Below are 23767 nucleotides of genomic sequence, written 5' to 3' on the forward strand. Positions count from 1 at the left end.
AAGCTGGAAATCAGAGCGCTTTGTATTCATTTATGGAACCACATTCATTACAAAGTACGGATATGTCAGCCTCATTCATACATACCCCTATATCTGTAGATGAGCAGTCAACACAAATAAACCCATTTTTAGGTTCAGAATTCACTGAATCAGATTCACTTTGATTTAATTTACTGTGTAATTCATTTTTCAAATAAAGCCCTGGAGATTTTGTAAAACCAGCATCATCATCCCTAAGTACAACATCAAATAATGTCTTGCTTAATGCGCAACGAGGGCAAGAAGATATTCTACTACTGCAGTACATGGTCCATTTATCTCGAACGGCTCTTTCGCCTAGCATCATCATCTTGTTAGGAATGGTATTTCCTGCGTGTTTTTTACCATTTGAATATCCTTTAGAATAATACAGATGGGCACTATCGACAGCTTTTCGAACAAAATAGTAGATTTGAGATACAGAGAAGCTTTCTAAAAGAATCCTGATTACTTCTCTCGATTTTTTTTGTGCGCTAAAATCAACCTTTAACTCATCTGCTTTAAGGTTAAGGTATTGAATGACTTCTTCTATAGCTAACGAGTAAATTAACTCAGAAACGTCTTGTTCCCATTCACTTTTAAGCTCAACGATTAGCTCGTTATAAATTTTTAGATGAATATCTTCAAGAGCTGCACGCTCCTCACTATCAATTTTTACATTTGGTATCCATTGAACCAAATTATAATAAAATGATTTAAAATTATTCTCTTCATCAAATGCATTTATTTTCGATTTTGGATCGACAACAATGACTTTTTGCTTACTCAATATTTCGATAAATGCGTGTGTTAAAGTGCTTGTAGGGCATAAAGGCTCCAATCTAGCGGAGTCACTAAGGGGAAGAATATGATCAAATTGACTATCTGTATGCACTCTGAAAAGCGTTAGTAGTAATATTTTGAATGTAAAAGATAGATCAGAATAAGGTACTGGCGAAATAGCGTTTAATGAAAATATCTCTTCAACTATAGCTCTGTCACTTACAGCTTTAATCCTGGCATTTTCGATCCGCTCTTGGGCACAATGTGAACAGCGGCAATAGTCATAAACAAAATCATCCGTAAATATTTTATGACTGCATACAGGACATTCAGCAGGATTATTACTAGTATGACTTTTGCTGTTACGCTTTCGAAGCATCGAAACTTCACAGCGAGGACACAGACAATCATCAAGTATAAATGGAGGAATCAAGTTTATTAGCTTATTTGGATTTGTCTTGATATTAAATTCAACCAACAAATCAGAATTTTTAACACCAGATATATATTTAGCATAAAGCTCCTCAATTTGTTCCGAAGAGAGATGACTAACTTCGGGCTGTAGCTTAATTTGATTATTGTCCACTTTTAACCTCTTACTATAGAAACTGACACTATCGATTTCATTTACCAAACGGCAAAGCTAACCCTATGCGTGAGTCGCGATTACCAAATAACTTGCGCATAATAGCCCCTTGCTCTATCAACCTTTGAGCGATTTGCATGATTCCTGTAACATTGCTGACATCACCATCAGTAATGCAGTCATAGTTATTTACTCGATGCAGAATCAATTCACCTTTTAAACCATTTTTATTAAGTATTTTTAGTAGGTTATTGATGTAACCCACTACGTAATTCACAAACCAAGGGCGATTATACAAAAATGTATCACCATAGTTGTGACCTGGCGGATACAAATAACTATCAAACTCTCTGATGATGTAGATCAAGTGACCATCCATTTCTCTTTGATTACAATACATTTTCAATCCATATTTATAATCATAAAAATGCTGTCCTATAAACTTGGGACTAGAATTATTAAATAGATTTAAAAAGTTGTTATCAAAACTAGATATTAAATTGAATAGATTAGACCCAAGTTTGTCGTCATCTTCATACAGCCTTTCATACAATTGACGAACCTCTTCATCTATCAACCAATCTAATCGATTGTTATAAATTGAGTGAGATATGGTTTGTTTAACAAGATTGCTGTGATATAAGGCTTCGATACCACTATCCCAATCGGAATCGAGTAAAGTGGCAAGTTTATGCCTCATTTTCGATGCTTCGAAATGACACATCCCTGCCCCCCTTCCTTCATTCGAAGTGCTAAGACTAAGGCCATGTTCGACTGAATATTTTAATTCACTCCAACTATTACAATGTTGATAATAAGCTATCATTTCTTGAGCTTGGCATAATGTCACAGGTAAGTTTTTCGACAAAAAATTAGCATGTTGTTTAATTTTATATAGAGGAGGATAGTGATGTGATTCAGGTGTTATGTTTGAAGTATTCATAAACTTGCCTTAAAAATAAAAGCTATAAGGCCCACAAACACATAGCTAACATTAAGGTTTGTTGATAAATAGTATTAATAATACGCGGTAACATACTTTGCCTGTGGGCTGGCTAGTCTGCGTCTACCAAATGCAACTTTACATCTAGAAACAACACAGGTCAAGGTAGAATGGGCGATGATAAAAGAACTAAATTTCAGACTAAAATCCAATTCGGCATTGGATCTTTATATTTATAAAATTCTTTATTAGCATGTCATTAATTAGCTAGGTAATGATGCTCCGCTAACCAATTTTCGATATTACTCACAATTGACGCAACTGGCTTATCGTCTATTAAGCTCACATCTTTTACGCTCATCGCATCATCAAGTTGTTTTTCAAATGTATCATTTGGGTTTGCGACAAGGATCCCAAGCGGTCTGCCATTAACTGCTTTTTCATTTCTATTTTTAAGCCAAGCGCTAGCTTCATCAGTACTTTTGAATCTTGATTTCTGATAAACATACAGTTCACTAGGCACGATTAACTGCTTACCATTTGTGTAATATGCAACTATTTGCGCAGTGTGCTCCATGCCTGAACTATCGCTACGAAGTGCTTCTAGCGCACTTGGTAATGTATAGAATGGTTGTGGAAATATATCGAAAACTCTAAATGCAAATATTGTCATATTGAGTAAGCCGCTGGGTTATAAGTCAGAGTAGCTATAATTACATAGTAATTAATTGGTGTCTTTTTGTTTTTAAACTGCATTAATTTTGCTAAATACTTCAGAGTAAAGCCAAGTGATTAAGTAACAAAATTGATTGATTACAAACTAAAATCGTGATTCTCAGCTTGGCAAAAGGTATGATTAGATTCGATAAAAATTTAACGCTACGAAGGAATGATGGCATTGGATATAAAGTGTAAAAAATCGGAAAACTTCAGTTTTCTCGAATCCTACGATCCTATTTTTATCGATTTAGCCATCAGTGCTGAACGTGCTTTTACCAGCGATCCCAACACCACTTTAATTAAGCTACGTCAGTTAGGTGAGGCGATGGCACAAGATATTGCTGCCAGATGTGGTATAGAATTCGACGATAAAACTACTCAAGCAGACCTGCTGTATAAAATCCATCGAGAACTGAATTTAGAGCCTGTTGTACGCCAGTTATTTCACTCATTACGTATTGAAGGTAATAAAGCGACTCATCAATTCAAAACCCAGCATAAAGAGGCTTTAGAAGGTTTAAAGTTAGCTCGTAGCCTAGCGATTTGGTTTCATCATACATTTGGCGATCAAAAGACCGTATTTAAAGCTGGTCCATTTGTGGCGCCTCAAGATCCAAGTCAACACCTACAAGATTTACAAACCCAGATAGATCAGCTGCGCAGTGAACTTAATGAAAACCACCAGCAATTAGCAGATAACCACCAGCTAACTGATTTACTAACGCGTGAAAAAGAAGAGTACGCAGTATTAGCTGAACAAATGGATGCCGAAGCGCGTGAGTTTTCTCAACAAGCATCAATGCATGAAAAGGCACTAGCAGAGCAAAAATGTCAATTTGAAGCTCGCATCAAAGCACTTCAAATTGAACTTGTCGAGCAAGCTAAGACTGATACTAAAGCAGCAAGTAAACATAAATCTGATTTAAGTAAACGGGCTAGTAACGCCGGTATTCAAGTTGAATTAAATGAAGAGTTAACCCGTGTGCTTATTGACCAGCAACTCCAGGCTTTTGGCTGGCTTGCAGATACCCAAAGGCTAACGTTTAATAAGGGTACTCGACCAGAAAAAGGCAAAAATCTAGCCATTGCGGAATGGCCAACACTACATAAAGGTCAAAGAGGTCGCGCCGACTATGTATTATTTTGTGGCTTAACGCCTATTGCCGTTGTTGAAGCGAAAAAAGAAAACGCCAATGTTGCTGGTAAAATTACTCAAGCCGAGCGTTATTCAAAAGGATACAAAGTAACTCCCTTCCAACAAAGCGCTTGGGAGTTAGAAGGTCGCACCGTTGCTTGGGCGGATGAAGACGATGGCCACTATCACATTCCCTTTGTCTATTCCTGCAATGGCCGCGAATTTAATAAGCAACTGGCCGAGTTATCGGGCACTTGGTTTCGGGATACGCGCAAACCCAGCAATGCAAAGAAAGCATTGCAACAGTTTCACTCCCCAGATGGCCTGCTCGACAAGTTAAAACGTAGCCGTGAAGATGCAGAGAAATCTCTTCAACAGGAAGGATTTGATTACCTCGGCTTGCGTGATTACCAGCAAAAAGCCATCGCTGCGGTTGAATCGGCTTTAGAGCAAGATAAAACTGAATGTCTGCTGGCAATGGCAACAGGTACAGGCAAAACCCGCACTATTATTGGTTTGATGTATCGATTTTTAAAGGCCGAGCGTTTTAGGCGTATTTTGTTCCTCGTCGATAGAACCGCCCTGGGTGAGCAAGCGTGTGACTCCTTTGATGAAGCTAAGCTTGAGCAAAACAAAGTGCTGTCGTCTATCTACAATATTGCCGAGCTTGGCGATATGAGCAGTGAAGCCGAAACTCGTATTCAAGTGGCAACAGTGCAAGCGATGGTAAAGCGTATCTTTATGTCCGACACACCGCCGCCACTGGATGAATTCGACTGCATCATTGTCGATGAAGCCCATCGGGGTTATGCCCTAGATCAACAAATGACAGAAGGTGAGCTTGTTACTCGCGATGCCAGTCAATATTTGTCTAGCTACCGGCGGGTATTGGATTACTTTGATGCGGTACGCATCGGCTTAACGGCAACCCCAGCCAAGCATACCAGCGAAAATTTTGGTAAACCGGTTTACACCTATAGTTACCGTGAGGCAGTTGCTGATGATTGGCTTATCGACCACGAGCCACCTATCCGTTATGAAACCCTATTAAATAAGCACGGTATCAAGTTTGAAAAAGGCGAAACCGTCACGTCTATTAATACCCAAACCGGTGAAGTTGAAACAGCTGATTTAGAAGATGAATTACAGTTCGATGTTGAATCCTTTAATAGAAGAGTGATTACCGAGTCGTTTAATGAGGTCATCTGCCAAGAGTTAACCAAAGAGTTAGACCCTTTTGGCGATGAGAAAACCCTAATTTTTTGTGCCACAGACGTGCATGCAGACATGGTCAAACGCTTATTAGATAAAGCCTTCATTGACATGTACGGCGATGATTATAACCAAGCCGCAGTGTCTAAAATTACCGGTCAAAGCGACAAGGTCAGTCAGCTTATCCGCAAATACAAAAATGAGCGTTATCCTAATATAGCCATTACAGTGGATCTGTTATCTACGGGTATAGACGTACCTAAGATTTGTCATATCGTGTTCTTGCGCCGAGTTAAGTCGCGTATTTTGTATGAGCAGATGATGGGCCGTGCTACCCGTCGCTGTGACGATATAGGTAAAACCGTATTCAAAATTTATGATCCGGTTGATATCTATAGTGCCCTTGAAGCCGTCAATACCATGAAGCCGATAGTCAAAGACCCTAACATCACACTTGAGCAGCTGGTGGACGAGTTAAGTGACGATACCTTTTTAGAGCGTGCGCTTAATACCCCAGGTGAGCAGGTTGGCACTAGTCATGCCCATGATGTGCTAAATCAACTTGGGCAGAAAGTGATGCGGGTGATGCGTAAAGCGGCCAAAAAAGCCGAAGATAAGCCTGAGCTTAAAGCTAAGCTAGACCAACTTCAGGAGCTATGGGGCGTAGCGCCCGATAAGCTCCACCAGCATTTACATCAAATTGGCCCTAAAGAGGCGGCACAATTTTTTAAGCAGCATCAAAGTTTGATTAATCAGCTAGCCGAAGTTCGTTATCTTGTTGGCAGTGAAAGTATGCCAATCATCTATGAAGGGCGAGATGAGTTCATAGAGCGCCATCAAAACTATGGTATACACGAAAAGCCCGCTGACTATCTTGAAAGCTTTAACCATTTTATTAAGCAGAATATCAACCAATCAGCGGCCTTGTCTGTGGTGGTGAATCGTCCTAAAGATCTCACCCGTGCAGAACTTAAAGAGGTCAAACTCTTGCTAGATGAGGCGGGCTTTAGTGAAGCGCATTTGCAAAGTGCATGGCGTAAAAATACCAACCAAGATATTGCGGCCAGCATTATCGGTTATATCCGCCAAGCGGCGCTCGATGAAGCATTAATCCCTTTTTCACAGCGGGTTGATCACGCCATGCAACGCATTTTCAGTCAACACGATTGGAATCCTAACCAACGTAAGTGGCTGGAACGCTTAGCTAAGCAGTTAGTTCATGAGGCGGTGATTGATAAAGAATTTGTTAATCAACGTTTTGCCGATCAAGGAGGGGCAAAGCGTTTTGACAGCGTGCTTGATGATCAGCTCGACACTATCCTCGATGAGCTAAATGAATACCTGTGGCAGATTGGTTAGTCACTGATGGAAGTTGTTGCATTAATGGCTTCAATGCCTCGGTTTGATTCGCTTATGAATGTATCGTTACCTTCAATAGCGAATCAAACTCGCCCTCCTGAACGAATAGTATTGGTCACCGATAGAGTTGCTTTAACTGAGTCAGAGCAATCTGGTATCACGACGGCAGTCTCCCCCATACCTGTTACATTCTTAATTAATGAACGTTGCCAAGGTGCGGCGGGCTCCTGGAATACAGGCCTAGCCTATATTAATGAGTGTCACTCTAAGTGCTACGTGGCCATTCTTGATGATGATGATTATTGGCTTACAAATCATTTAGAACTGTGTTTAACACATTCGCAGCGAGGGGCTGCAAGCTTGGTGTTATCGGGGATATCTGTCATAAAAGAAGGGCACGCAGTAGCTAGTAATATTCCTAACAACCTCAAGCAAAGTGATTTTTTAGTCGGCAATCCTGGCTGGCAGGGCTCAAACACATTTGCACAGTGTCAGTTGTTAATAGATGCTGGCGGCTTTAGTGATGGCCTTGTGAGTAGTAACGATAAAGATTTGGCCATAAGAGTGTTAGCTATTACTAATATCAAGATTGAGTACACACTAGCAGTAACGGTTTGTTGGAATTTAGGAATGCACTCAACAGCCTTATCCGCTAGAGGTTCCAGACAAAAATTATTGGGTTGTGCTCAGTTTATCTTATTGCATGGCCACCGAATGACTCGACCTCAGAAAGAACAATACTTTGAACGAATTTCTTCATTATTTGCTATTTCAGAGCAAGCAATAGTTAATGAGATGAACACTAATAAGGACATTAGAATTGCAGCAGGATCACTCTCATAAAGATAAGCGGCCCTTAACAGTAGGGTTAGCGTTACGTAAACTGACAATGATAAAAGAATGTGGGTTACATTATAAAAATGCCCCAGTCATCATCGGTATTAATCTATGTAACCAAGCAGAATTTATTGCTCAAGCCTTACATAGCGCATTATCTCAATCATTAGTCGACAACAACACTGCACAAATTGTCATTCTCGATGACCAATCGACTGATAATTGGCAAGCACACTGTAAAACTCTGTTAGAACATCCTAGCGTGACAATTTTAACTGCATTCTGCGGCTCTCCAGCCCGAGCCCGTAACCAACTGCTAGATTATGCATCTACAACTACTGCTCACTGGGTAGCACGACTGGATGCTGATGATGTTCTGGATAATGCTAGAAGTGTTGAGTCTTTATGGTTAAGAGGTGAAGCGTCAAATGCTGACTTTGTTATTGGAAGTAATAGATTAAAACAAGATAACCAGCTTTTAAGCGTTACCAATATTGCGAAACCAGAAGTATTACTTAATCCAATCAAGCTTACCGGATTTATTGATGCATTTTGCCATGGGCAGTCTGATAACGAACTACCATCATGTAACTTGTTACTTAACACTAGGGTTATTGAACGATACCCAAATATTCGAAGTGCAGAAGACCATTGGTTAATTGCACGTTTATTATTGTTACCAGAATATAAAGGTGAAATTGTAAGTTTGCCTTACTACTCTGTTTACACGTTGGATGGCGTCGATACGAGAAACAATAAGCAAAAATCGATTTGGACAGAACAGAGGCATCGTTTAGCCGTTGCTGCAAAACAATGGATGCAGGTACAAGAATTACCATTTCAATATCTAGGCTCAGGGCAAGAAGGGGTGGTTATTCAAAAAGGAAACAACATTGAGAAGTCTTTTTATCCTTGGGCAATCGATGATGAACAAGTCAGCTGGTTAAAACAAGCTTTACCTAGTAACAACATCGTCCCCCAAGTGAGCTGGCACAAGCAAAACGGACAATGGAGTTACAGCACCCCTAATTTATATACCTCTGAGATGCAGTTACCTGCGTCAGCCATTGTTGTTGGCCAATTTTTACAAGGAATGTATGCTGCAGGAATTTGTGGCTTAAATATAAAAAGGGACAATATTCGTCAAATCAAAGATGGCAGCCTTCATTACATTGACGTTGGAAGTGATATCCAACCTCTTACGGCGAGCAAGTTCTTAGATATGTCTGCAAGATTATATGCCATTGCCATATTACAGCTACCCGATGAAGAATTAGTCAGGCGAACATCTTCGACCTCTCAAGATAAAGCGTTACAGCAATTAAGAGGCTTCTCAGACTTCTATTTAGCCTTAATCGAAGCGTTACATCCTAATGTGGCATTAAATAAACCTGATATGCCAATTTGCACCAGTGTAGGAGTAGATCAGGATACAACATTACTAATTAAAGCCTGTGCCCAGGATGCCGATGTGCTGTTCGTTCAAGTGAGCCATATCGTTACACAGTTAAATTATCCTAAAAAATTTAAACAGGTATTACTATTACTCGACAGCTACCAAGGACCATTTTTACGTCAATATCAGCAAGGTGATTTTAACCAGTTGCTCACATCAGCCAACGAGCTAGTAAACAATGGCATAGTCGATGAACTTCTTATCGCTCCTACTTCAAGTGATGCAATATCTACTACTTACAGCCAATGGTTTGGTGCATCAAAGGTTACACAATCACATACCACTTCACAGGCTCCGCTTTTTTCACAGATATGGGCATTTAATCAAGTCACTACTCGTTATGTATTACAGTGTGACTGTGATGTGCTGGTGGGGCGTAAAAACTGGCAACATGATTATATTGCAGACATGAAAGCAGAATTAATCGACCCTAAAGTGATTAGCGTAGGATTTAATATACCTAAGTCTACAGATGCATTCTTACCCTACTTTGGACAAGATGGAGAATTCGCTCCCGAAGTCAGAATGGGCTTGTTAGATCTCGTTAAAATTAAGCAAATACTGCCAATCAATAACCCCATAATTAATGATAAATACACATTAACTTGGCACCGTGCTTTACAGACACATCAAAAGACAACAGGGTTTAGTTCATTACGAGGGGGAAATCCTGCCACTTTCTACATTCATCCTTGCAATGAAGATAAACAAGCAACAACACTCGATCAGATAAGGGACTTGGTTGCCCAAGGTTGTTGCCCTGTTGAGCAAGAAGAACAATTTGATTTAATTACGCATGCTAATTGGCAATATCCAAGGCGCAAAGAAGCTTTGATTTTCCTATTAAAAGGACGCTTCACCACGATACATAAGCTTGAAAGATGCTTAGATAGTCTTCGTATGCAATCCAATCAATCATTTGGGATTATCTTAATAGATGACGCCAGTGGTGCGAGTCATAATTGGGGCTATCCAATATTGCTCGATAAGCTACTTGATCGAACAACCTTGATACGTCACCAACACAACCAAGGGCGAGTATGTAATTTTATCCAAGCTATTTCAGATGTTTGTGTTAATGATGACAGTATCATTGTGATACTAGATCAAGATGACTGTTTAATGCGAGATGACGTTGTTAAGCATATTGTGGATGCGGCTAATCAAGGTGCTGACTTAATCCACATGCCTATGTTCCGCCCTAATAAACCATTAAAATTGTATCAACCCAGCTACAGTAATATTAGGCAAAAAGGGGGCGGGAATGTATGGGCTCATCAGCGTGCATTTAAAAAGTCTTTATTTGATAGCGTTCCACACGCTTATTTTAAAAAAGATCATGATTGGATACCATCGGTGACTGATTATGCCACTATGTTACCAATGGCTGAGGCCGCTAAAGCCCCTGTGTTTATTGATATTGGCTATTCATACTTCCACCAGCGAGCGGAATACTCTCTAGATATAAAAGCAGAACAAAGCCAATTATTAAAAGCTATCTTTGCAAAAGAGCCTTTAAGTACAGAGCTGCAATGATTGCTGGCACCATGCCAATTTTATGTGGGTATCTGCCAGAAATTGAGACGCTTCATTATGATACAGCCACCAATTACTGGTTCGCTGTTGGCCGCGTTGTAGGTAAAAATAGCTCTCTGCCTGCTTCAAGCTTTCGATGGAACTGTTATTGAGCCAACAGTCTGCCGAAATATTGCCAATGAGCTTAGCCAAGGCAATATCATTCGGTGTGACAGCGAGTGTTTTTAATAACGAAAAAGGATCTGATATATTGAGTTTACCTGATCTAGGTTTGTGTAAACCCAGTGATTTCCAATCGAAGTGCTGGTCGAATTTCTGCATTAACGCATAGCGTCTCTCTCCTAGCCAGTTATGGAAGTGGCATGGATTAGGGATGTTGGCCGATAATGTCGCTGAGCGGGCTATAGAAGGAAGTAAGTTCATACCAACGACTCTAGCTTGTATATTGCTAGCAGATAATGTTGTCAGTAAAACCGTGCCACTTGATGGAACATTATTAAGCTCAGTCTGCAGCAAACTATGCAGTCTATTTAGCTGTGTTTCAAACCCATCAAAAGGCAGTGGCCCTTGAATAGTATATGGTGAACTGAGCCCTGATATTTTTTTGTTCTGAATTCGGCAAACGCCAACAAGCTCATTAAAGCCATGATTAAATACAATGATATTGGTGTCGTTAGATAATAAACATACATCAATATCTTTAGCACCATTGCCGAGTACTAACCAGTTCATCGTTTTTGTATTATCACAATTAAGCGTTCTTCGGTTTTCTTTATTTGATGTATCAATGCTTTATGACGCAGGGTGTTATTGACATTGATTTGTTCACCAAAACGATTGCTAATGATAAAGTCCTCATTAACAACATCAAAATTCCATTGATGTAACCCATAGTATTTAGCCGCTTTACCTTCATTACGATAATGGTTCAAATAAAAATAACACTTAGGCTTCAATACCGTAATAGCTTCTTCAATAACGGTAATGGGATTAAGGCAGTGATCTATGCTGTTACGTGCATGAATTAAATCAAATGAGTTTTCCTCAAACTGCTGACTAAGTCGTTCTCCCTCACCGTAACGAGTCCAATATTTAGGCTGTAAATTAAGTGCTGTCAGTATTTTACGGTATTTATCTGCCATAGGGTCTATAGGTACTAACTCGACTTCATGTCCATTATGTATTTTGCCGACTTTACTCACTGGCCCAGCACCAATGTCTAACACTTTTACATCAGTTTTTGTACCGCACGTAAGTAACTCGGCTAGATCTGCTTGCAAAGGAGTATCGTGAGCAAAATGGGGGGCTAATTTATCGCGATTATTTAATAAGTTTTGTTGATGAAATTCATCGCCAACTAAAAGCAATGCTAACTTCCATTTTACAAATTGGCCAAAGCCTGTATTAGGCAAATAAGGCAATATAGCCACAAAGAAACATCGATATAGTGTTTTACGCAAAGTCCAGTTACCTATAAAATCAATTGCATCAGTATGATACACCAATATATCTCGGTTTTTGTAATTAATGTTTAGACTCATTTTTCAGTCAATAATGGTAAACGAATACCTTTGGCAAACGGGTTAGCGTAAACTTGCTTTATGCGGATGGATAAGCCTATTTTCTATACATCAGTTGAGCATATATAGTTTTTAGCTATTGCTATTGCTATTGCTATAGATATAACCCAGTGCTGAGCTAAATAGGTGGCTGTAATGTTGATACAATCGACATAACACCTCGAAACACTCACAATATGTCGATAAAGTAAGATTTTATAAACATGTTATCTTTACATGTCGATTGAATCGACATAAGCTCAGCACAATCTCTTTATATGTCGAAAAAGGAAGGTTTTTTAAACATGAAATGGCACGCTGAACAAGCATACAACCATTTGCCACCCTTACCCCTAGATAGCAAGCTAGGGGAGTTGGCCGAAACCTTACCCATACTCAAGGCTTGTATTCCAGCTCGCGCCGCGCTTGCCGAGTTAAAACAAGCCGGTGAGCTATTACCTAACCAAGGCTTGCTCATCAATTTGCTGCCGCTGCTAGAAGCCCAAGGCAGTAGCGAGATTGAAAACATAGTCACTACCACAGACAAACTGTTTCAATATGCCCAAGAAGACAGTCAAGCCGACCCTATGACCAAAGAGGCGCTTCGCTATCGCACCGCGCTTTACCAAGGCTTTACTCAGCTAAGCAACCGGCCGCTGTGTGTCACTACCGCATTAGAAATTTGCAGCACCATAAAATCGGTGCAGATGGATGTGCGTAAAGTACCTGGCACCAGCTTAACCAATCAGGCCACGGGGGAGGTTATCTACACTCCACCAGCAGGCGAGAGTATTATTCGTGACTTGCTAAGCAACTGGGAAGCCTTTTTACACAATCAAGATGATGTGGACCCGCTCATCAAGATGGCCATGGCTCACTACCAGTTTGAAGCCATCCACCCTTTTATCGACGGTAATGGCCGTACTGGCCGGGTGCTGAATATTCTCTATCTTATCGATCAGCAATTGCTAAGTGCGCCTATCTTGTACCTAAGCCGTTATATCGTCGCCAACAAGCAAGACTATTATCGTCTCTTGCTTAACGTGACCACCAAGCAAGAATGGCAACCTTGGATAATCTTCATGCTTAATGCCGTCGAGCAAACGGCTAGGTGGACCACCCACAAAATCGCCGCCGCCCGAGAGCTCATTGAACACACCACGGAATACGTTCGCCTGCAGTTACCCAAAATCTACAGCTATGAGCTGGTACAAGTGATTTTTGAGCAGCCCTATTGCCGCATTCACAACTTAGTCGAGAGTGGCTTAGCAAAGCGTCAAACCGCCTCTGTGTATTTAAAGCAGCTATGTGACATTGGGGTACTCGAAGAGGTGCAATCGGGCAAAGAGAAGCTATTTGTTCACCCTAAATTTGTCACCCTGATGACCAAAGACAGCAATCAGTTCAGCCGTTATTCATCAGACAATCAGCAATCCCCTATTCAGTCAGCGCCGCAGCAGGCCTAAACGTAAAGAGTAAAATCCAATGAGCAACAACGACATTGTACAAAAACTGTGGAACCTGTGTGACGTACTCCGTGATGACGGCATTAACTATTCCGACTACGTGACTGAGCTAGTCTTGCTGCTGTTTATCAAAATGGTGCACGAGAACACCGAGGCGGGCTTACTTAATAAACATACCCTGCCAACAGGTTGCCGCTGGACCGACTTAAGCGACAAAGACGGCTTAAACCTGCTCGATGACTATAAGCGCATGTTGCTCACCTTATCCACAGGCAAAGACAGCGAGGGTAACACCCTACATGCAGACCCATTAATTTTAGCGATTTATGCCGATGCACAAACTCGCCTGCGTGAGCCGCGCCATTTAAAGCAGTTAATTAAATCACTGGACTCTATCGACTGGTTCAGCGCCCAGAAAGACGGCTTAGGCGACTTGTATGAAGGCTTATTAGAGAAAAACGCGAACGAGACTAAGTCCGGTGCGGGCCAATACTTTACTCCCCGCGCCTTGATTGATTCCATGGTGCGAGTCATCAACCCACAAGCAGGCGAAGTCATTCAAGATCCCGCAGCAGGTACCGCAGGCTTCCTGATCGCCGCCGACAGCTTTATTAAAGCCAAGACTGATGACCATTTTGATTTAGATGCTAAGCAGGTCGAGTTTCAAAAGAATAAGGCCTTTATCGGTGTCGAGCTGGTGCCATCGACTCGCCGCCTAGCACTAATGAACTGCCTACTCCATGGCATGGAAGGTGACGATGAAGGCGTAGTGCATTTAGGAAACTCATTAGGTCAAGTCGGCATGAGTTTACCCAAAGCCGATATCATACTCGCTAACCCGCCTTTTGGTACCAGCAAGGGTGGCGATGCCTCTATCACCCGTGATGACTTAACCTATCCCACCAGCAACAAACAGCTGGCATTTTTGCAGCACATTTACCGCAACTTAAAGCCTGGTGGCCGCGCCGCCGTGGTATTGCCAGATAATGTGTTGTTTGAAGCGGGCGTCGGTACCGATGTGCGCCGCGACTTGATGAACAAGTGCAACCTGCACACTGTATTGCGTCTGCCCACCGGCATCTTCTACGCCGCTGGTGTGAAGACTAACGTGCTGTTCTTTACTAAAGGGTCAGAGGCCGACAAGCTACAAGAAGAAAACTGCACCACTAATACTTGGGTCTATGACCTACGTACCAACATGCCAAACTTTGGCAAACGCACCCCATTCGGCCAGCAGCACCTCACACCTTTTGAAGAATGTTATTACGGCAAGAATAAGAACGCGACCGCCATGGATGGCGGAAGTGTCGAAAATGCAGGAGCAATTTTCGACCGAAAAGAAGGTGAATGGTCGTTTAACGCCGAAGACGCGGAAGTCGATGATTCAGTTGTTAATCAAGGCTTAGATGGAAGCGAGAAAGCGCAACAAGGAGCCGAGAAAGCGCAGCGAATAGCCGACAGCCTTGAGCGGCCCTTAGAAAAGAGCCGCTGGCGTGTGTTTAGCCGTGAATTTATCCGTGATACCAAATCAGACTCGCTAGATATTTCATGGCTAAAAGATGCCAACAGCGTCGATGCCGCCGACTTAGGCACACCGGAAGAATTGGCAGGCGAAGCCATGACCGAGCTGAAAGGCGCATTAGCCGATCTTGAGGCTTTGATGAAATCCCTAGGTGCAGAGTTAGCTGGTGGGGTGAAAGGATGAGCCAAGTGATTCCTGAAGGTTGGGCTGAACAAACATTGGGTAATACTGTAATAGTTGAAAGAGGGAGCTCACCTAGACCAATTAAAAATTTTCAAACTGATAACTCTGATGGGGTTAACTGGATCAAAATTGGTGATACTAAAGAAGGTCAAAAGTATGTAACTTCCACTAAAGAGAAAATTACTCCTGAAGGTGCATTAAAGTCTAGGTTTGTGGATGTTGGTGACTTTATTCTTTCCAACTCTATGTCATTTGGACGACCTTATATCATGAAAATATCTGGATACATTCATGACGGATGGTTTGCGCTTCGCTTACCTTCGTTGATGAATACAGATTATTTTTATTATTTACTTTCATCTTCATATGTTAAGAACCAATTCGATCTATTGGCCGTTGGTGGAGTGGTTAAAAATATTAGTGGTGATTTAGTCAAAAAGGCTATTCTCCCTCTCCCCTCACTAGCCGAACAAAAAGTCATTGCCGGCAAGCTGGATGAACTGCTGGCGCAGGTGGAAAGCACCAAAGCCCGCCTCGATGCCATCCCCGCCATCTTAAAATCATTCCGCCAATCCGTCCTTGCTGCCGCAGTGAGTGGAAGGCTGACGGATAGTAAGTACCTTGAACTTTCTGGTTTGAAAAACTACGTATCCTTTAAGCAAGGAACTCAAGTATCTTCACCTGAACAGGTTGATGAACAGCGAGAAGGGTATGAAAAATTTTTAAGGATTATTAATTTCACACAAAAGTCTAATGACTTTAAATATGTACCTAAAAGCAATTCAAATAGATATATAAACGAAGATGATATCGTTATGGTTAGGTATGGCGCTACATCAGGCTTTGTTGGAAAAGGACTATCTGGAGTATTGGCAAATAATCTTTTTATGATTTCGCCCGATGGCTTGAACTTGACTAAAGATTACCTTTATATTTTTTTGACTTCGCCTATATTTCAAAACTATTTAAAGCAAATGGTAAAAGGAGGAGCAATGCCAGCGATTTCATTTAAACTTTTTGATGATGCTGAAATAGAACTTCCCCCATTTAAAGAGCAAGCCGAAATCGTCCGTCGTGTCGAAGACTTATTCACCTTAGCCGATAAAATAGAAGCCCAGGTCAATGCCGCGCAGCTACGGGTCAATAACCTCACCCAGTCGATGCTCGCTAAAGCCTTCAGAGGCGAACTCACCGCCGACTGGCGCACCGCGAACCCTGAGTTAATCTCTGGCGAAAATAGCGCCGAAGCCCTGCTTGAACGCATTAAAGCCGAACGTGAAGCTCTTGCTACAAAGAAAAAGCCCACAAAGAAAGCCAGTATAAGGAAAAAGGCCTGATGCGCTTATTATCTCTAAGTCTGCAAGGTCAATACAAAGGGCTAAAGGAGCAGGCATTTGATTTTTCAGACTCTCAAGGACAAGTTATAGCTCTCGTAGGTCTTAATGGCTCTGGTAAGTCACAGCTTCTAGAGCTTATTGGCGAGTGTTTTGCCTTTATTGAGCGAGCACAAAGACGTGACTTTAAGGTCAAAAATAGCCTTAATTTCGGTTTTGTACTGGAATATCAAACCCACGAACCCAGTAACCATTCAGTAGGTAATTCAGGTATGGTTTGCGGTGGGCCTTTGGCTCAATGTGGTGGAGTCATAAACCCTAAGTACAAGGTCGCCCTACCCATTTCGAGTAAAAAGCTGCGGGTTTTTGTAAACAAGCAATCTGAGTGGGAAGAAATTCCCCTTGAATCACTACAGTTGCCGAGAGTCATTGGCTACTCATCAGGACTTAACGAAAACTTGCAACGCAGCTTTCTTAAAAATGCCAATCAGATTTATAAGGCTCTCAATGCAAGATCGCGGCGAAATAAGCAATTAATGCGGTTGCAGGCAGAATATAGAAATCGTCATGATGAAGAAAGTCGTGAGCGCCTACCGATGCTAATCCAAGATGTTAACGAACGTTTTCTAGCACGATATCCACACCTTTTTGAAGAGGAGTTAACCCAAGTTGGCACTGAAGCTGAGATGCTGGAGTATGCCAATCCATTGGGTCTTAGGGAGACTTATGTTAGCCCGAGTACTCATGTGTACTTGGATTATGATAGTGCTCAGCTAGCCATTGCTGCATTAGCTATTCTTGATGATGAGAACCTAGCACGAGCTCTTGCTGGAACCACTTATAATCGTCCAGTCAAACTTGTGCTTGAGTATGACTTGAAAAATTGGACTATTGAGGAAGAGCTAACTAAGGACATCAAGAAGTTCATTGGAGATGCATTTCCCTACAACGTTAAAGGCTTGGGCCGAAGAACTACCGATGATGAGTATGAACTTTACGAGTTAGACTTTCTTCGTGGCACTATCGAACTCGATTTGTATGATCCTGATGTAAAGCGCAACCTCAAACAGTCGAACATTGATAGTGGATTGAGAATGTTTGAACGGTTATATCGAATACAGCAGCTTGGATTAAAAAACCTAAATGCCAAAATGAGACGTGAGCTGAACAAAGATAACTATGAAGGTTCAGTAAAAAAACCTCTTAAAGCTAAACTGCCGCTATCAGTGAAAGAACTCGTCCTTGCCGATGAAGGCGGTCGCACAGTTTGTTTTGATGACTTATCAGATGGTGAGGCACAGCTGTTACAAATTTTAGCAATAACAACACTATACAGAGATGAACAAACGCTATTTCTATACGACGAACCTGAGACACATTTAAATCCAGCATGGCGAACTCATTTTCATGGTTTTTTACAGCAGGCTTTAGGAGCTGACAACAAACATGCCCAAGTGTTTGTGGCTACTCATTCTCCTTTCATGATTTCCTCACTGCATAAAGAAAGCGTGTTTATGTTTAATCGCAATGACGACGATTCCATCGGTTACCGTAAACCTCCAGAAGAGACCTATGGCGCTTCGTTTGATGTGCTAATTAAGCAATTTTTTGGATTGGAGTCGCTTATTTCTCACTCTGTGGTTGAGGAAATCCGCCGGAAGATAAATCAAGAGGGCCAAGACGTGATTCAATGGCTTGAGACTTTGGGTAAGTCGCCTGAAAAATCATACCTCATAAAAAGGTTGAGTCGCTGATGCTGTTTCCTTTAGAACAAAATACCCCAGAATTTTGTGTTTTTGAAGCGCTCAATCGTGAATTGTTGTATTTCTTAGAACATGCTGTTCTTGTTGGTCTCTTTACTCGCCAGAGTTTATCTGACACAGCGCTAGGCTTGGCCTGCTGGAATAATGTAAAAACGCCGAATATTAGAGGCTTGCTTACTCGAGACAAGTTTGAGGCACTGCATATAGCGCTTCAACAAGAGCCAGAAGCCATTCGGAGGCAACTATTTGTGAGCATGCGCGATAATCAGGATTTTACAGATCTATTTCAACAACGGAAGCATGATCTGCTAGCTTTTATTCCACAAGATTTGATGAAAAAATTACAGGCCTTATGCTACCACCTGTATACGCAAACCAAAACACTGGATGATATTATTGCGTCCGCTGGTGGAGTGAGAATTGATGAGCACTTTACCGAATTCAAAAGAATTAACGGCACAGTATGCAGGGCTTGTGGACTTGAACCTATAGCCCCTTTCCGGGCGAATGTAGCTGATGATAACCAGTGGCGTGCTGATTACGACCATCTGCTATGTAAGTCTAAATACCCCATTTTTGCAGTGCATCCAAGAAACCTGTTTCCAATATGTCGAACCTGTAATCAGGATGCAAAAAAGACCAAAGACATGTTCTTTTGCAATATCGCTCGACAGCAAAGACACAGTTTTGATCCCTATATAGAGGGGGCAAGTCAGCTGGTTGAATTGGATATTGAGTTGGATGATATTTCGCCGAAAGTAATGTTAAAGCTTGATTCGCAGGATCCGATTCTAAAAAGTAAGCTTGATACTTGGAATGACGTCTTTGAAATCAAAAATCTAGTTGAAGGCCGTTATATGTCGTTGGAACATTATGTATCTGACAGAATCCGTCCTCGTGACTTACAAGATTTGCAACATCAAGTAGCGAGGGGGTTGGCACCTCCAACTGCAAATTCATTAAAACGCAGCGCAGGGGTGTTCTGGGACCACAAACTCTATTTGGCAATGTCTCGTTCAAATCTAGAGCTTATTTTTTCTATAGCTAATTTCTTAGATCAAGAACACGGTATTCCAGGTGGTGAGTTTATTTTGGCTGGTTAAACACCTTTGAGGTTGAAGGGCTTATAGGTAAATGCAGGGGGTAAATATGGCAGCAATTACACCAGAACAATACGAGCCAGCATTCGAGTTTGCTTTGAAAGTTGAGTCGGGGCAGACAAATCGAAGTGCCGCGACAGCAATGTTATCTAGTCATACAGGTTTAAAATCAAGTTCATCGGCATTCTACTTGAATGCATTGCTAGCAATGTTTGAGGGGACTGTTTACAAAAAGACAATAAGCTTGGCGGCAACTCGTTATTATCTTGAGCGCTTCAAAAATGATATGTTGCCTGAAGCCCTTGAACGAGCATTGATTGCCGTTGAATTGCATTTAGATTATTACGCTGTACAAGGGAAAGGTGAACAAGTTTCCATAAGAACGCTGGTGGACTCATATAGGGCCAAGCTGGCGCTAACTGTGACAGAGGTTATCTATCCTGATGAAGTCCCAGAGCTATTAACAGGCTTCATTGAAGGCGCTTTAAAGCAAGTTACCATCAATGCTTATGAGCGAGACTCCAAAGCAAGAACGACTTGTATCGCCAAGTTCGGTGCTATCTGCCAAGTGTGTGACTTTGATTTTGAAAAGACCTATGGCCAAATAGGTAAAGGCTTTATTCATGTGCACCATAAGGTTGATATCGCGACTATCGGTGAAAGCTACCAAGTCGACCCCATTAACGACCTCATTCCTGTTTGCCCTAACTGCCATGCAATGCTTCATACGGAAAAGCCTGCTATGAGTATTGAGAAGTTACAGCGGATAATTGATAACTCTAATGCCTAATAATTAAAACATGGAAGTTGAAATGAATAATTCAAGTGATACAGAACACCTAAACCAAGAAAAAAGTAGACTCAGAGATTACCAACAAGCAGCCGTAGACGCGCTCTCTAAAGCTTTGTACTCTGGGCCAAATATTGGGTTATTGATTATGGCTATTGGTACAGGGAAAAGCCTAGTAATCGCTCAGGCAATCGCATCTAATACCATTTTTCGTAGAAGTATCGTCATAGTAAAGCTTCGGGAACATAAGAAACAGCTTAGTATGCTGCTCAATGATTTAGGAGAGTTGAGTACTTCTTTTGATGTTATCACTTATAAAACCTTCTCAGATAATCAAGGAAAATATTCAAATGCAGATGTCTACTACTTAGTAGACCTTGATGGCAAAGCCGCCATTAATGCAAGTGAACTCATTAGAAAAAGTAATAAAGAATCTAAAGTACTTATTGCAACACCTACTCCTTCATTGGATTTGGTTGAATATGCTAATAGAAATATTATATTTGAATACTCAATTTCTCAAGCAATAGTTGATGGGTATTGCGTACCCGTTAAAGTAATTCAAATTTTGTTGGATCTGAGACCTAATACCAATAGCTTGGATGTTGATATTTCATCATCGAGCGTACATCTAGCCCAAGTCGAGACGCAGCTAAGCCATTGGCTTAGCCAAGTAAAAATAAATCATGGGGACAAGATAGTTGTACTCTGCCGAAATATTATGGAGGCAGGCTATTATTTTCAAACATTAAGTCATTTACTGTCCGGAGTAACTGGCATTGCTATCAATACCTCATTGATTACTTCTGATAGCCCTGACCCTGGGCAACTTATTCGTACTTTTCAAAATGACGAATCTGCTCACATAGCTTTAAGTGTCAGCTTACTGTTAGAAGGGGGGTACGACCTAGGAAACGTCGTTCACTTAGTGAACTTTAAGCCTCTATCACAAGCACATCGATTAGTAGGCCTAGTAGCAAGACCATCAGAAGGAAAATCCTTTGGAACAATTTGGGATTATGCAGGGCTCAACTGGAATGAGCCTAGTTTAGGGGTCGATCTTGAGAACTCTCAGCTATCCGTTACCAACAGAGTTTATCGAATAGAACCCAAAGGGGATCAAGAGAATAAAACGGATTTACTAGGTAGAGGTACACTGGTCCATGTATTGAAAGGAATAATCGAATCGGACTCTAAGTTCAAGCCGTTCACAGTAGGACTATTCGGCAAATGGGGGACTGGAAAAAGTACAATTATCAATTTATTAAAGCGGGATTTCGAAGCAAATTCTAACTATCGTTTCAGCATTTTTAATGCCTGGGAAAATGAGCATTGTGATTTTATGGCAGGCGCGTTAGCTCATCACTTAGCTACGGACCTTTACTCTCAAAAAAGCCTTCTAAAACGTATTTACATGCTTGGTAAATATAGAATTTTCTTACAGAGGGACACTCTAAGAAACGCCTTAATTTGGTGGGTGCTCATTGGGATTGCTGCCCTTGCGGTAATCAGTACAGGGCTGATCGACAGCTTTTTGGCTGAAAGTGATAAATCACCAATCATAGTTTCTGGAGTAGTATCAGGTTTCGCTCTGACCATCTTTGGAATAGCAAAAAATCTCTGGGCTAGTCCTTTTTTGAAAAAAATAAACTCTATAAGTAACTCCCCAGACTATTCAAAGCACTTAGGTGTAGCTCAGTATCTCAAAGAAGATATACGGGCTTTAATCGATTCGTACAGCTTTTCAGCTCAACGCTACTTTAAAACAAAGTTTAACTATTTATTTGGCTTGAAAAAAAATAATCTTCCTGAGAATACTCAAAATGTTGAAAGAAAAATCATACTCGTAATCGAGGATTTAGACCGTTGCTCTCCTGATCGAATTGTTAATACTTTAGAGGCGATAAGGCTCCTGGCAAGCCTAGATAATGTCATTGTGGTATTTGCAGTTGATGGTGAACAATTATTGAATGCCGTCGCTCTAAAGAGTTTGAATAGCTTTATCGACCAGAAGCAGGCTCAGCAGATAGCCCGTGATTTTTTAGGCAAGTTATTTCAATTAGTCATTGAACTGGACGAGCCAAGCTCTTCTCAGCTATCTGTGTTTATTCAGAAGCGACTTTACGATTCGATGGAAATTGATACTGAAATAACAGACTCTTTTAAGCGAAGTAAGCGCTTAAAGCAACAAGCAAAAGAAGCCGCTCGTAATGAATTTAAAGTCGATTGGGAAGAAGTTGAAAATGAGGAGGAGCACGTAACCGAAACGTCTGATTCCTACCTAAGAAGCACCATCGCTGAGCTTGAATACTTCACTCTTCTCACAGACCTTTTCAATATTGGTAACCCAAGAGCTTTAATTAGACTGCATAATTCAGTAACGCTATTAAAAGGCCTTTTCCCAGAATTGATAAGTGATAATGAAAAGCTAAAAGAGCATATGTTCTTCCTTTTCTTAAATGAAATTTACACTATAGACATACCAATGCAAGCTTTTGATATACCGAAATTTTTTAAAAGTTTAAACGATGCTAGCTCTAGCAGAGATAATATTATCCAATATTATTACTCACAAGAGATTGAGAACAGTGATCCTAGCACTTTACAGAAAACGCTTAATAGGGTCCGGAAGGTTTCCATGCCTTATGTAAAGTGTTAAGTATGATATTTGGAAGCGTTTAAGGTAAAAGTAGATTTTATTTTAAGGATTAAGTTCTTAATTGGTTGGCAACACCACTGTACCGTGCTGTTATTTTTCTTAAATGATTTCATTATTCCATTGTCTTGTTTGACACACGAGTAGCAAGGCTGAAATATTTAGTTTTGGCAACCTATCTTCACAAATAACTTTATCTCCCCCTTGTAGGACACTGCTAGAAGGGGGAAACTTAATAGTAAATCAGGTCTTCACCAAAATTTACCTTTTATAAGTTTACGAGCATCCCAATGTAAATATGCATAACTTTCAGCTTGGCTGATGAATCGATGAAAATAAGGCATCGCCCATATAGTAGTATGGACATGAAAGTGAAGGTGTTTGGCATCAGTATCTCTGTAGTAGCGATCTAATGCTGATTGGACCAACATGAACGCTGTATCACCACGCTTACTCGCGAGATAATATTTTGCATACTCTAATTCGATTCGATTATCGCTAACGAGTTGAACAACCCTATCAAGGGTATTTGAGTCATTTACAACACTCAGGTCTAGTAATTGGTTATATGCCGTTATAGCAGTATTCAAATACTCAATATTAATGTTTAATTTACTGAACCAGTTGAACGAATTGGCAATCGCATTTGTTTTTAATGCAAGTTTCCCTTCTTTAGTGGTTGCACCTGTAGAGCGGCCACCATGCAATTTGCAGCGCCCATTAGTTTTGTTGCCATAACGCTGACATTGGTTGCCACTTCGGGTCTTTGCTCCGCAGCGGGGAAGCGTTTCTAAATTAAATTTACTCAT

The 23767-nt window shown here is 41.0% G+C and carries 16 protein-coding genes; 10 read left to right on the top strand and 6 right to left on the bottom strand.

Annotated elements, in window-relative coordinates:
- Positions 1–10: 10 nt before the first annotated feature.
- The 3 genes from H5164_RS09375 to H5164_RS09385 all read right to left on the bottom strand — a co-directional run bounded on the left by H5164_RS09375 (position 11) and on the right by H5164_RS09385 (position 3003).
- Positions 11–1387, bottom strand: a complete 1377-nt coding sequence (locus tag H5164_RS09375) for a hypothetical protein (protein WP_182755765.1) — start codon at positions 1385–1387, stop codon at positions 11–13.
- A gap of 37 nt (positions 1388–1424) precedes the next feature.
- Entirely contained in the window at positions 1425–2330 is a 906-nt protein-coding gene (locus tag H5164_RS09380) for a hypothetical protein (protein ID WP_182755767.1), read from the bottom strand.
- A 259-nt stretch (positions 2331–2589) separates the two neighbouring features.
- A complete protein-coding gene (locus H5164_RS09385) occupies positions 2590–3003 on the bottom strand; it encodes a hypothetical protein (RefSeq protein ID WP_182755769.1) in 414 nt (137 codons plus the stop codon).
- A gap of 219 nt (positions 3004–3222) precedes the next feature.
- On the opposite strand from H5164_RS09385, the gene hsdR reads away from it, so the two are divergent.
- From hsdR to H5164_RS09400, 3 genes are read left to right on the top strand one after another with little or no spacing between them, the layout of a single operon-like run.
- Positions 3223–6756 (top strand): type I restriction-modification system endonuclease, encoded by a 3534-nt coding sequence (gene hsdR / locus H5164_RS09390; RefSeq protein ID WP_182755771.1) that lies wholly within the window; start codon positions 3223–3225, stop codon positions 6754–6756.
- 54 nt (positions 6757–6810) lie between these two features.
- On the top strand, positions 6811–7599 hold the full coding sequence (locus H5164_RS09395) for a glycosyltransferase family A protein (protein ID WP_182755773.1): 789 nt from the start codon (positions 6811–6813) through the stop codon (positions 7597–7599).
- Positions 7577–10585, top strand: coding sequence for a glycosyltransferase family 2 protein (locus H5164_RS09400; RefSeq protein ID WP_182755775.1), 3009 nt, complete (start codon positions 7577–7579; stop codon positions 10583–10585). Before H5164_RS09395 ends, H5164_RS09400 begins: the two co-directional genes overlap by 23 nt.
- Here H5164_RS09400 and H5164_RS09405 read toward each other — a convergent pair.
- The gene (locus H5164_RS09405) at positions 10565–11317 is read right to left on the bottom strand and encodes a hypothetical protein (RefSeq protein WP_182755777.1); all 753 of its coding nucleotides are present in this window, start codon (positions 11315–11317) and stop codon (positions 10565–10567) included. The genes H5164_RS09400 and H5164_RS09405 overlap by 21 nt on opposite strands.
- Positions 11314–12126: a class I SAM-dependent methyltransferase gene (locus H5164_RS09410; RefSeq protein ID WP_182755779.1), complete on the bottom strand. Its 813-nt coding sequence runs from the start codon at positions 12124–12126 to the stop codon at positions 11314–11316. The genes H5164_RS09405 and H5164_RS09410 overlap by 4 nt, the downstream gene beginning before the upstream one ends.
- Positions 12127–12449: 323 nt before the next feature.
- Between H5164_RS09410 and fic the strand changes: the two genes are divergently transcribed.
- The 7 genes from fic to H5164_RS09445 are packed head-to-tail and all read left to right on the top strand — an operon-like array spanning position 12450 to position 22961.
- The gene (gene fic / locus H5164_RS09415) at positions 12450–13610 is read left to right on the top strand and encodes a protein adenylyltransferase Fic (protein ID WP_182755781.1); all 1161 of its coding nucleotides are present in this window, start codon (positions 12450–12452) and stop codon (positions 13608–13610) included.
- A gap of 19 nt (positions 13611–13629) precedes the next feature.
- Complete coding sequence (locus tag H5164_RS09420; protein ID WP_182755783.1) at positions 13630–15315, top strand: N-6 DNA methylase; 1686 nt, start codon at positions 13630–13632, stop codon at positions 15313–15315.
- Complete coding sequence (locus tag H5164_RS20035) at positions 15312–16652, top strand: restriction endonuclease subunit S (protein ID WP_182755785.1); 1341 nt, start codon at positions 15312–15314, stop codon at positions 16650–16652. The genes H5164_RS09420 and H5164_RS20035 overlap by 4 nt, the downstream gene beginning before the upstream one ends.
- Positions 16652–18403, top strand: a complete 1752-nt coding sequence (locus H5164_RS09430; protein WP_182755787.1) for an AAA family ATPase — start codon at positions 16652–16654, stop codon at positions 18401–18403. The genes H5164_RS20035 and H5164_RS09430 overlap by 1 nt, the downstream gene beginning before the upstream one ends.
- A complete protein-coding gene (locus tag H5164_RS09435) occupies positions 18403–19515 on the top strand; it encodes a hypothetical protein (RefSeq protein WP_182755789.1) in 1113 nt (370 codons plus the stop codon). Before H5164_RS09430 ends, H5164_RS09435 begins: the two co-directional genes overlap by 1 nt.
- A gap of 46 nt (positions 19516–19561) precedes the next feature.
- Positions 19562–20302 (top strand): HNH endonuclease, encoded by a 741-nt coding sequence (locus H5164_RS09440; RefSeq protein WP_220492683.1) that lies wholly within the window; start codon positions 19562–19564, stop codon positions 20300–20302.
- Between the two features lie 22 nt (positions 20303–20324).
- Positions 20325–22961 (top strand): P-loop NTPase fold protein, encoded by a 2637-nt coding sequence (locus H5164_RS09445; protein ID WP_182755791.1) that lies wholly within the window; start codon positions 20325–20327, stop codon positions 22959–22961.
- A gap of 248 nt (positions 22962–23209) precedes the next feature.
- Here the strand turns inward: H5164_RS09445 and H5164_RS09450 are convergent, their stop codons facing one another.
- The gene (locus tag H5164_RS09450) at positions 23210–23767 is read right to left on the bottom strand and encodes an HGGxSTG domain-containing protein (RefSeq protein ID WP_182755793.1); all 558 of its coding nucleotides are present in this window, start codon (positions 23765–23767) and stop codon (positions 23210–23212) included.

This window comes from Shewanella sp. SG41-3 (genome assembly GCF_014164545.1).
In the GTDB taxonomy this organism is placed as follows: Bacteria; Pseudomonadota; Gammaproteobacteria; order Enterobacterales; family Shewanellaceae; genus Shewanella; species Shewanella vesiculosa.

Excerpts from the sequence above, each read along its gene's own strand:
- H5164_RS20035 (WP_182755785.1), top strand. The coding sequence starts at position 15,312 with ATGAGCCAAGTGATTCCTGAAGGTTGGGCTGAACAAACATTGGGTAAT.
- H5164_RS09435 (WP_182755789.1), top strand. The coding sequence starts at position 18,403 with ATGCTGTTTCCTTTAGAACAAAATACCCCAGAATTTTGTGTTTTTGAA.
- H5164_RS09405 (WP_182755777.1), bottom strand. The coding sequence starts at position 11,317 with ATGAACTGGTTAGTACTCGGCAATGGTGCTAAAGATATTGATGTATGT.
- fic (WP_182755781.1), top strand. The coding sequence starts at position 12,450 with ATGAAATGGCACGCTGAACAAGCATACAACCATTTGCCACCCTTACCC.
- hsdR (WP_182755771.1), top strand. The coding sequence starts at position 3,223 with ATGGCATTGGATATAAAGTGTAAAAAATCGGAAAACTTCAGTTTTCTC.
- H5164_RS09380 (WP_182755767.1), bottom strand. The coding sequence starts at position 2,330 with ATGAATACTTCAAACATAACACCTGAATCACATCACTATCCTCCTCTA.
- H5164_RS09395 (WP_182755773.1), top strand. The coding sequence starts at position 6,811 with ATGAATGTATCGTTACCTTCAATAGCGAATCAAACTCGCCCTCCTGAA.
- H5164_RS09410 (WP_182755779.1), bottom strand. The coding sequence starts at position 12,126 with ATGAGTCTAAACATTAATTACAAAAACCGAGATATATTGGTGTATCAT.
- H5164_RS09445 (WP_182755791.1), top strand. The coding sequence starts at position 20,325 with ATGAATAATTCAAGTGATACAGAACACCTAAACCAAGAAAAAAGTAGA.
- H5164_RS09450 (WP_182755793.1), bottom strand. The coding sequence starts at position 23,767 with ATGAGTAAATTTAATTTAGAAACGCTTCCCCGCTGCGGAGCAAAGACC.
- H5164_RS09385 (WP_182755769.1), bottom strand. The coding sequence starts at position 3,003 with ATGACAATATTTGCATTTAGAGTTTTCGATATATTTCCACAACCATTC.
- H5164_RS09420 (WP_182755783.1), top strand. The coding sequence starts at position 13,630 with ATGAGCAACAACGACATTGTACAAAAACTGTGGAACCTGTGTGACGTA.
- H5164_RS09430 (WP_182755787.1), top strand. The coding sequence starts at position 16,652 with ATGCGCTTATTATCTCTAAGTCTGCAAGGTCAATACAAAGGGCTAAAG.
- H5164_RS09440 (WP_220492683.1), top strand. The coding sequence starts at position 19,562 with ATGGCAGCAATTACACCAGAACAATACGAGCCAGCATTCGAGTTTGCT.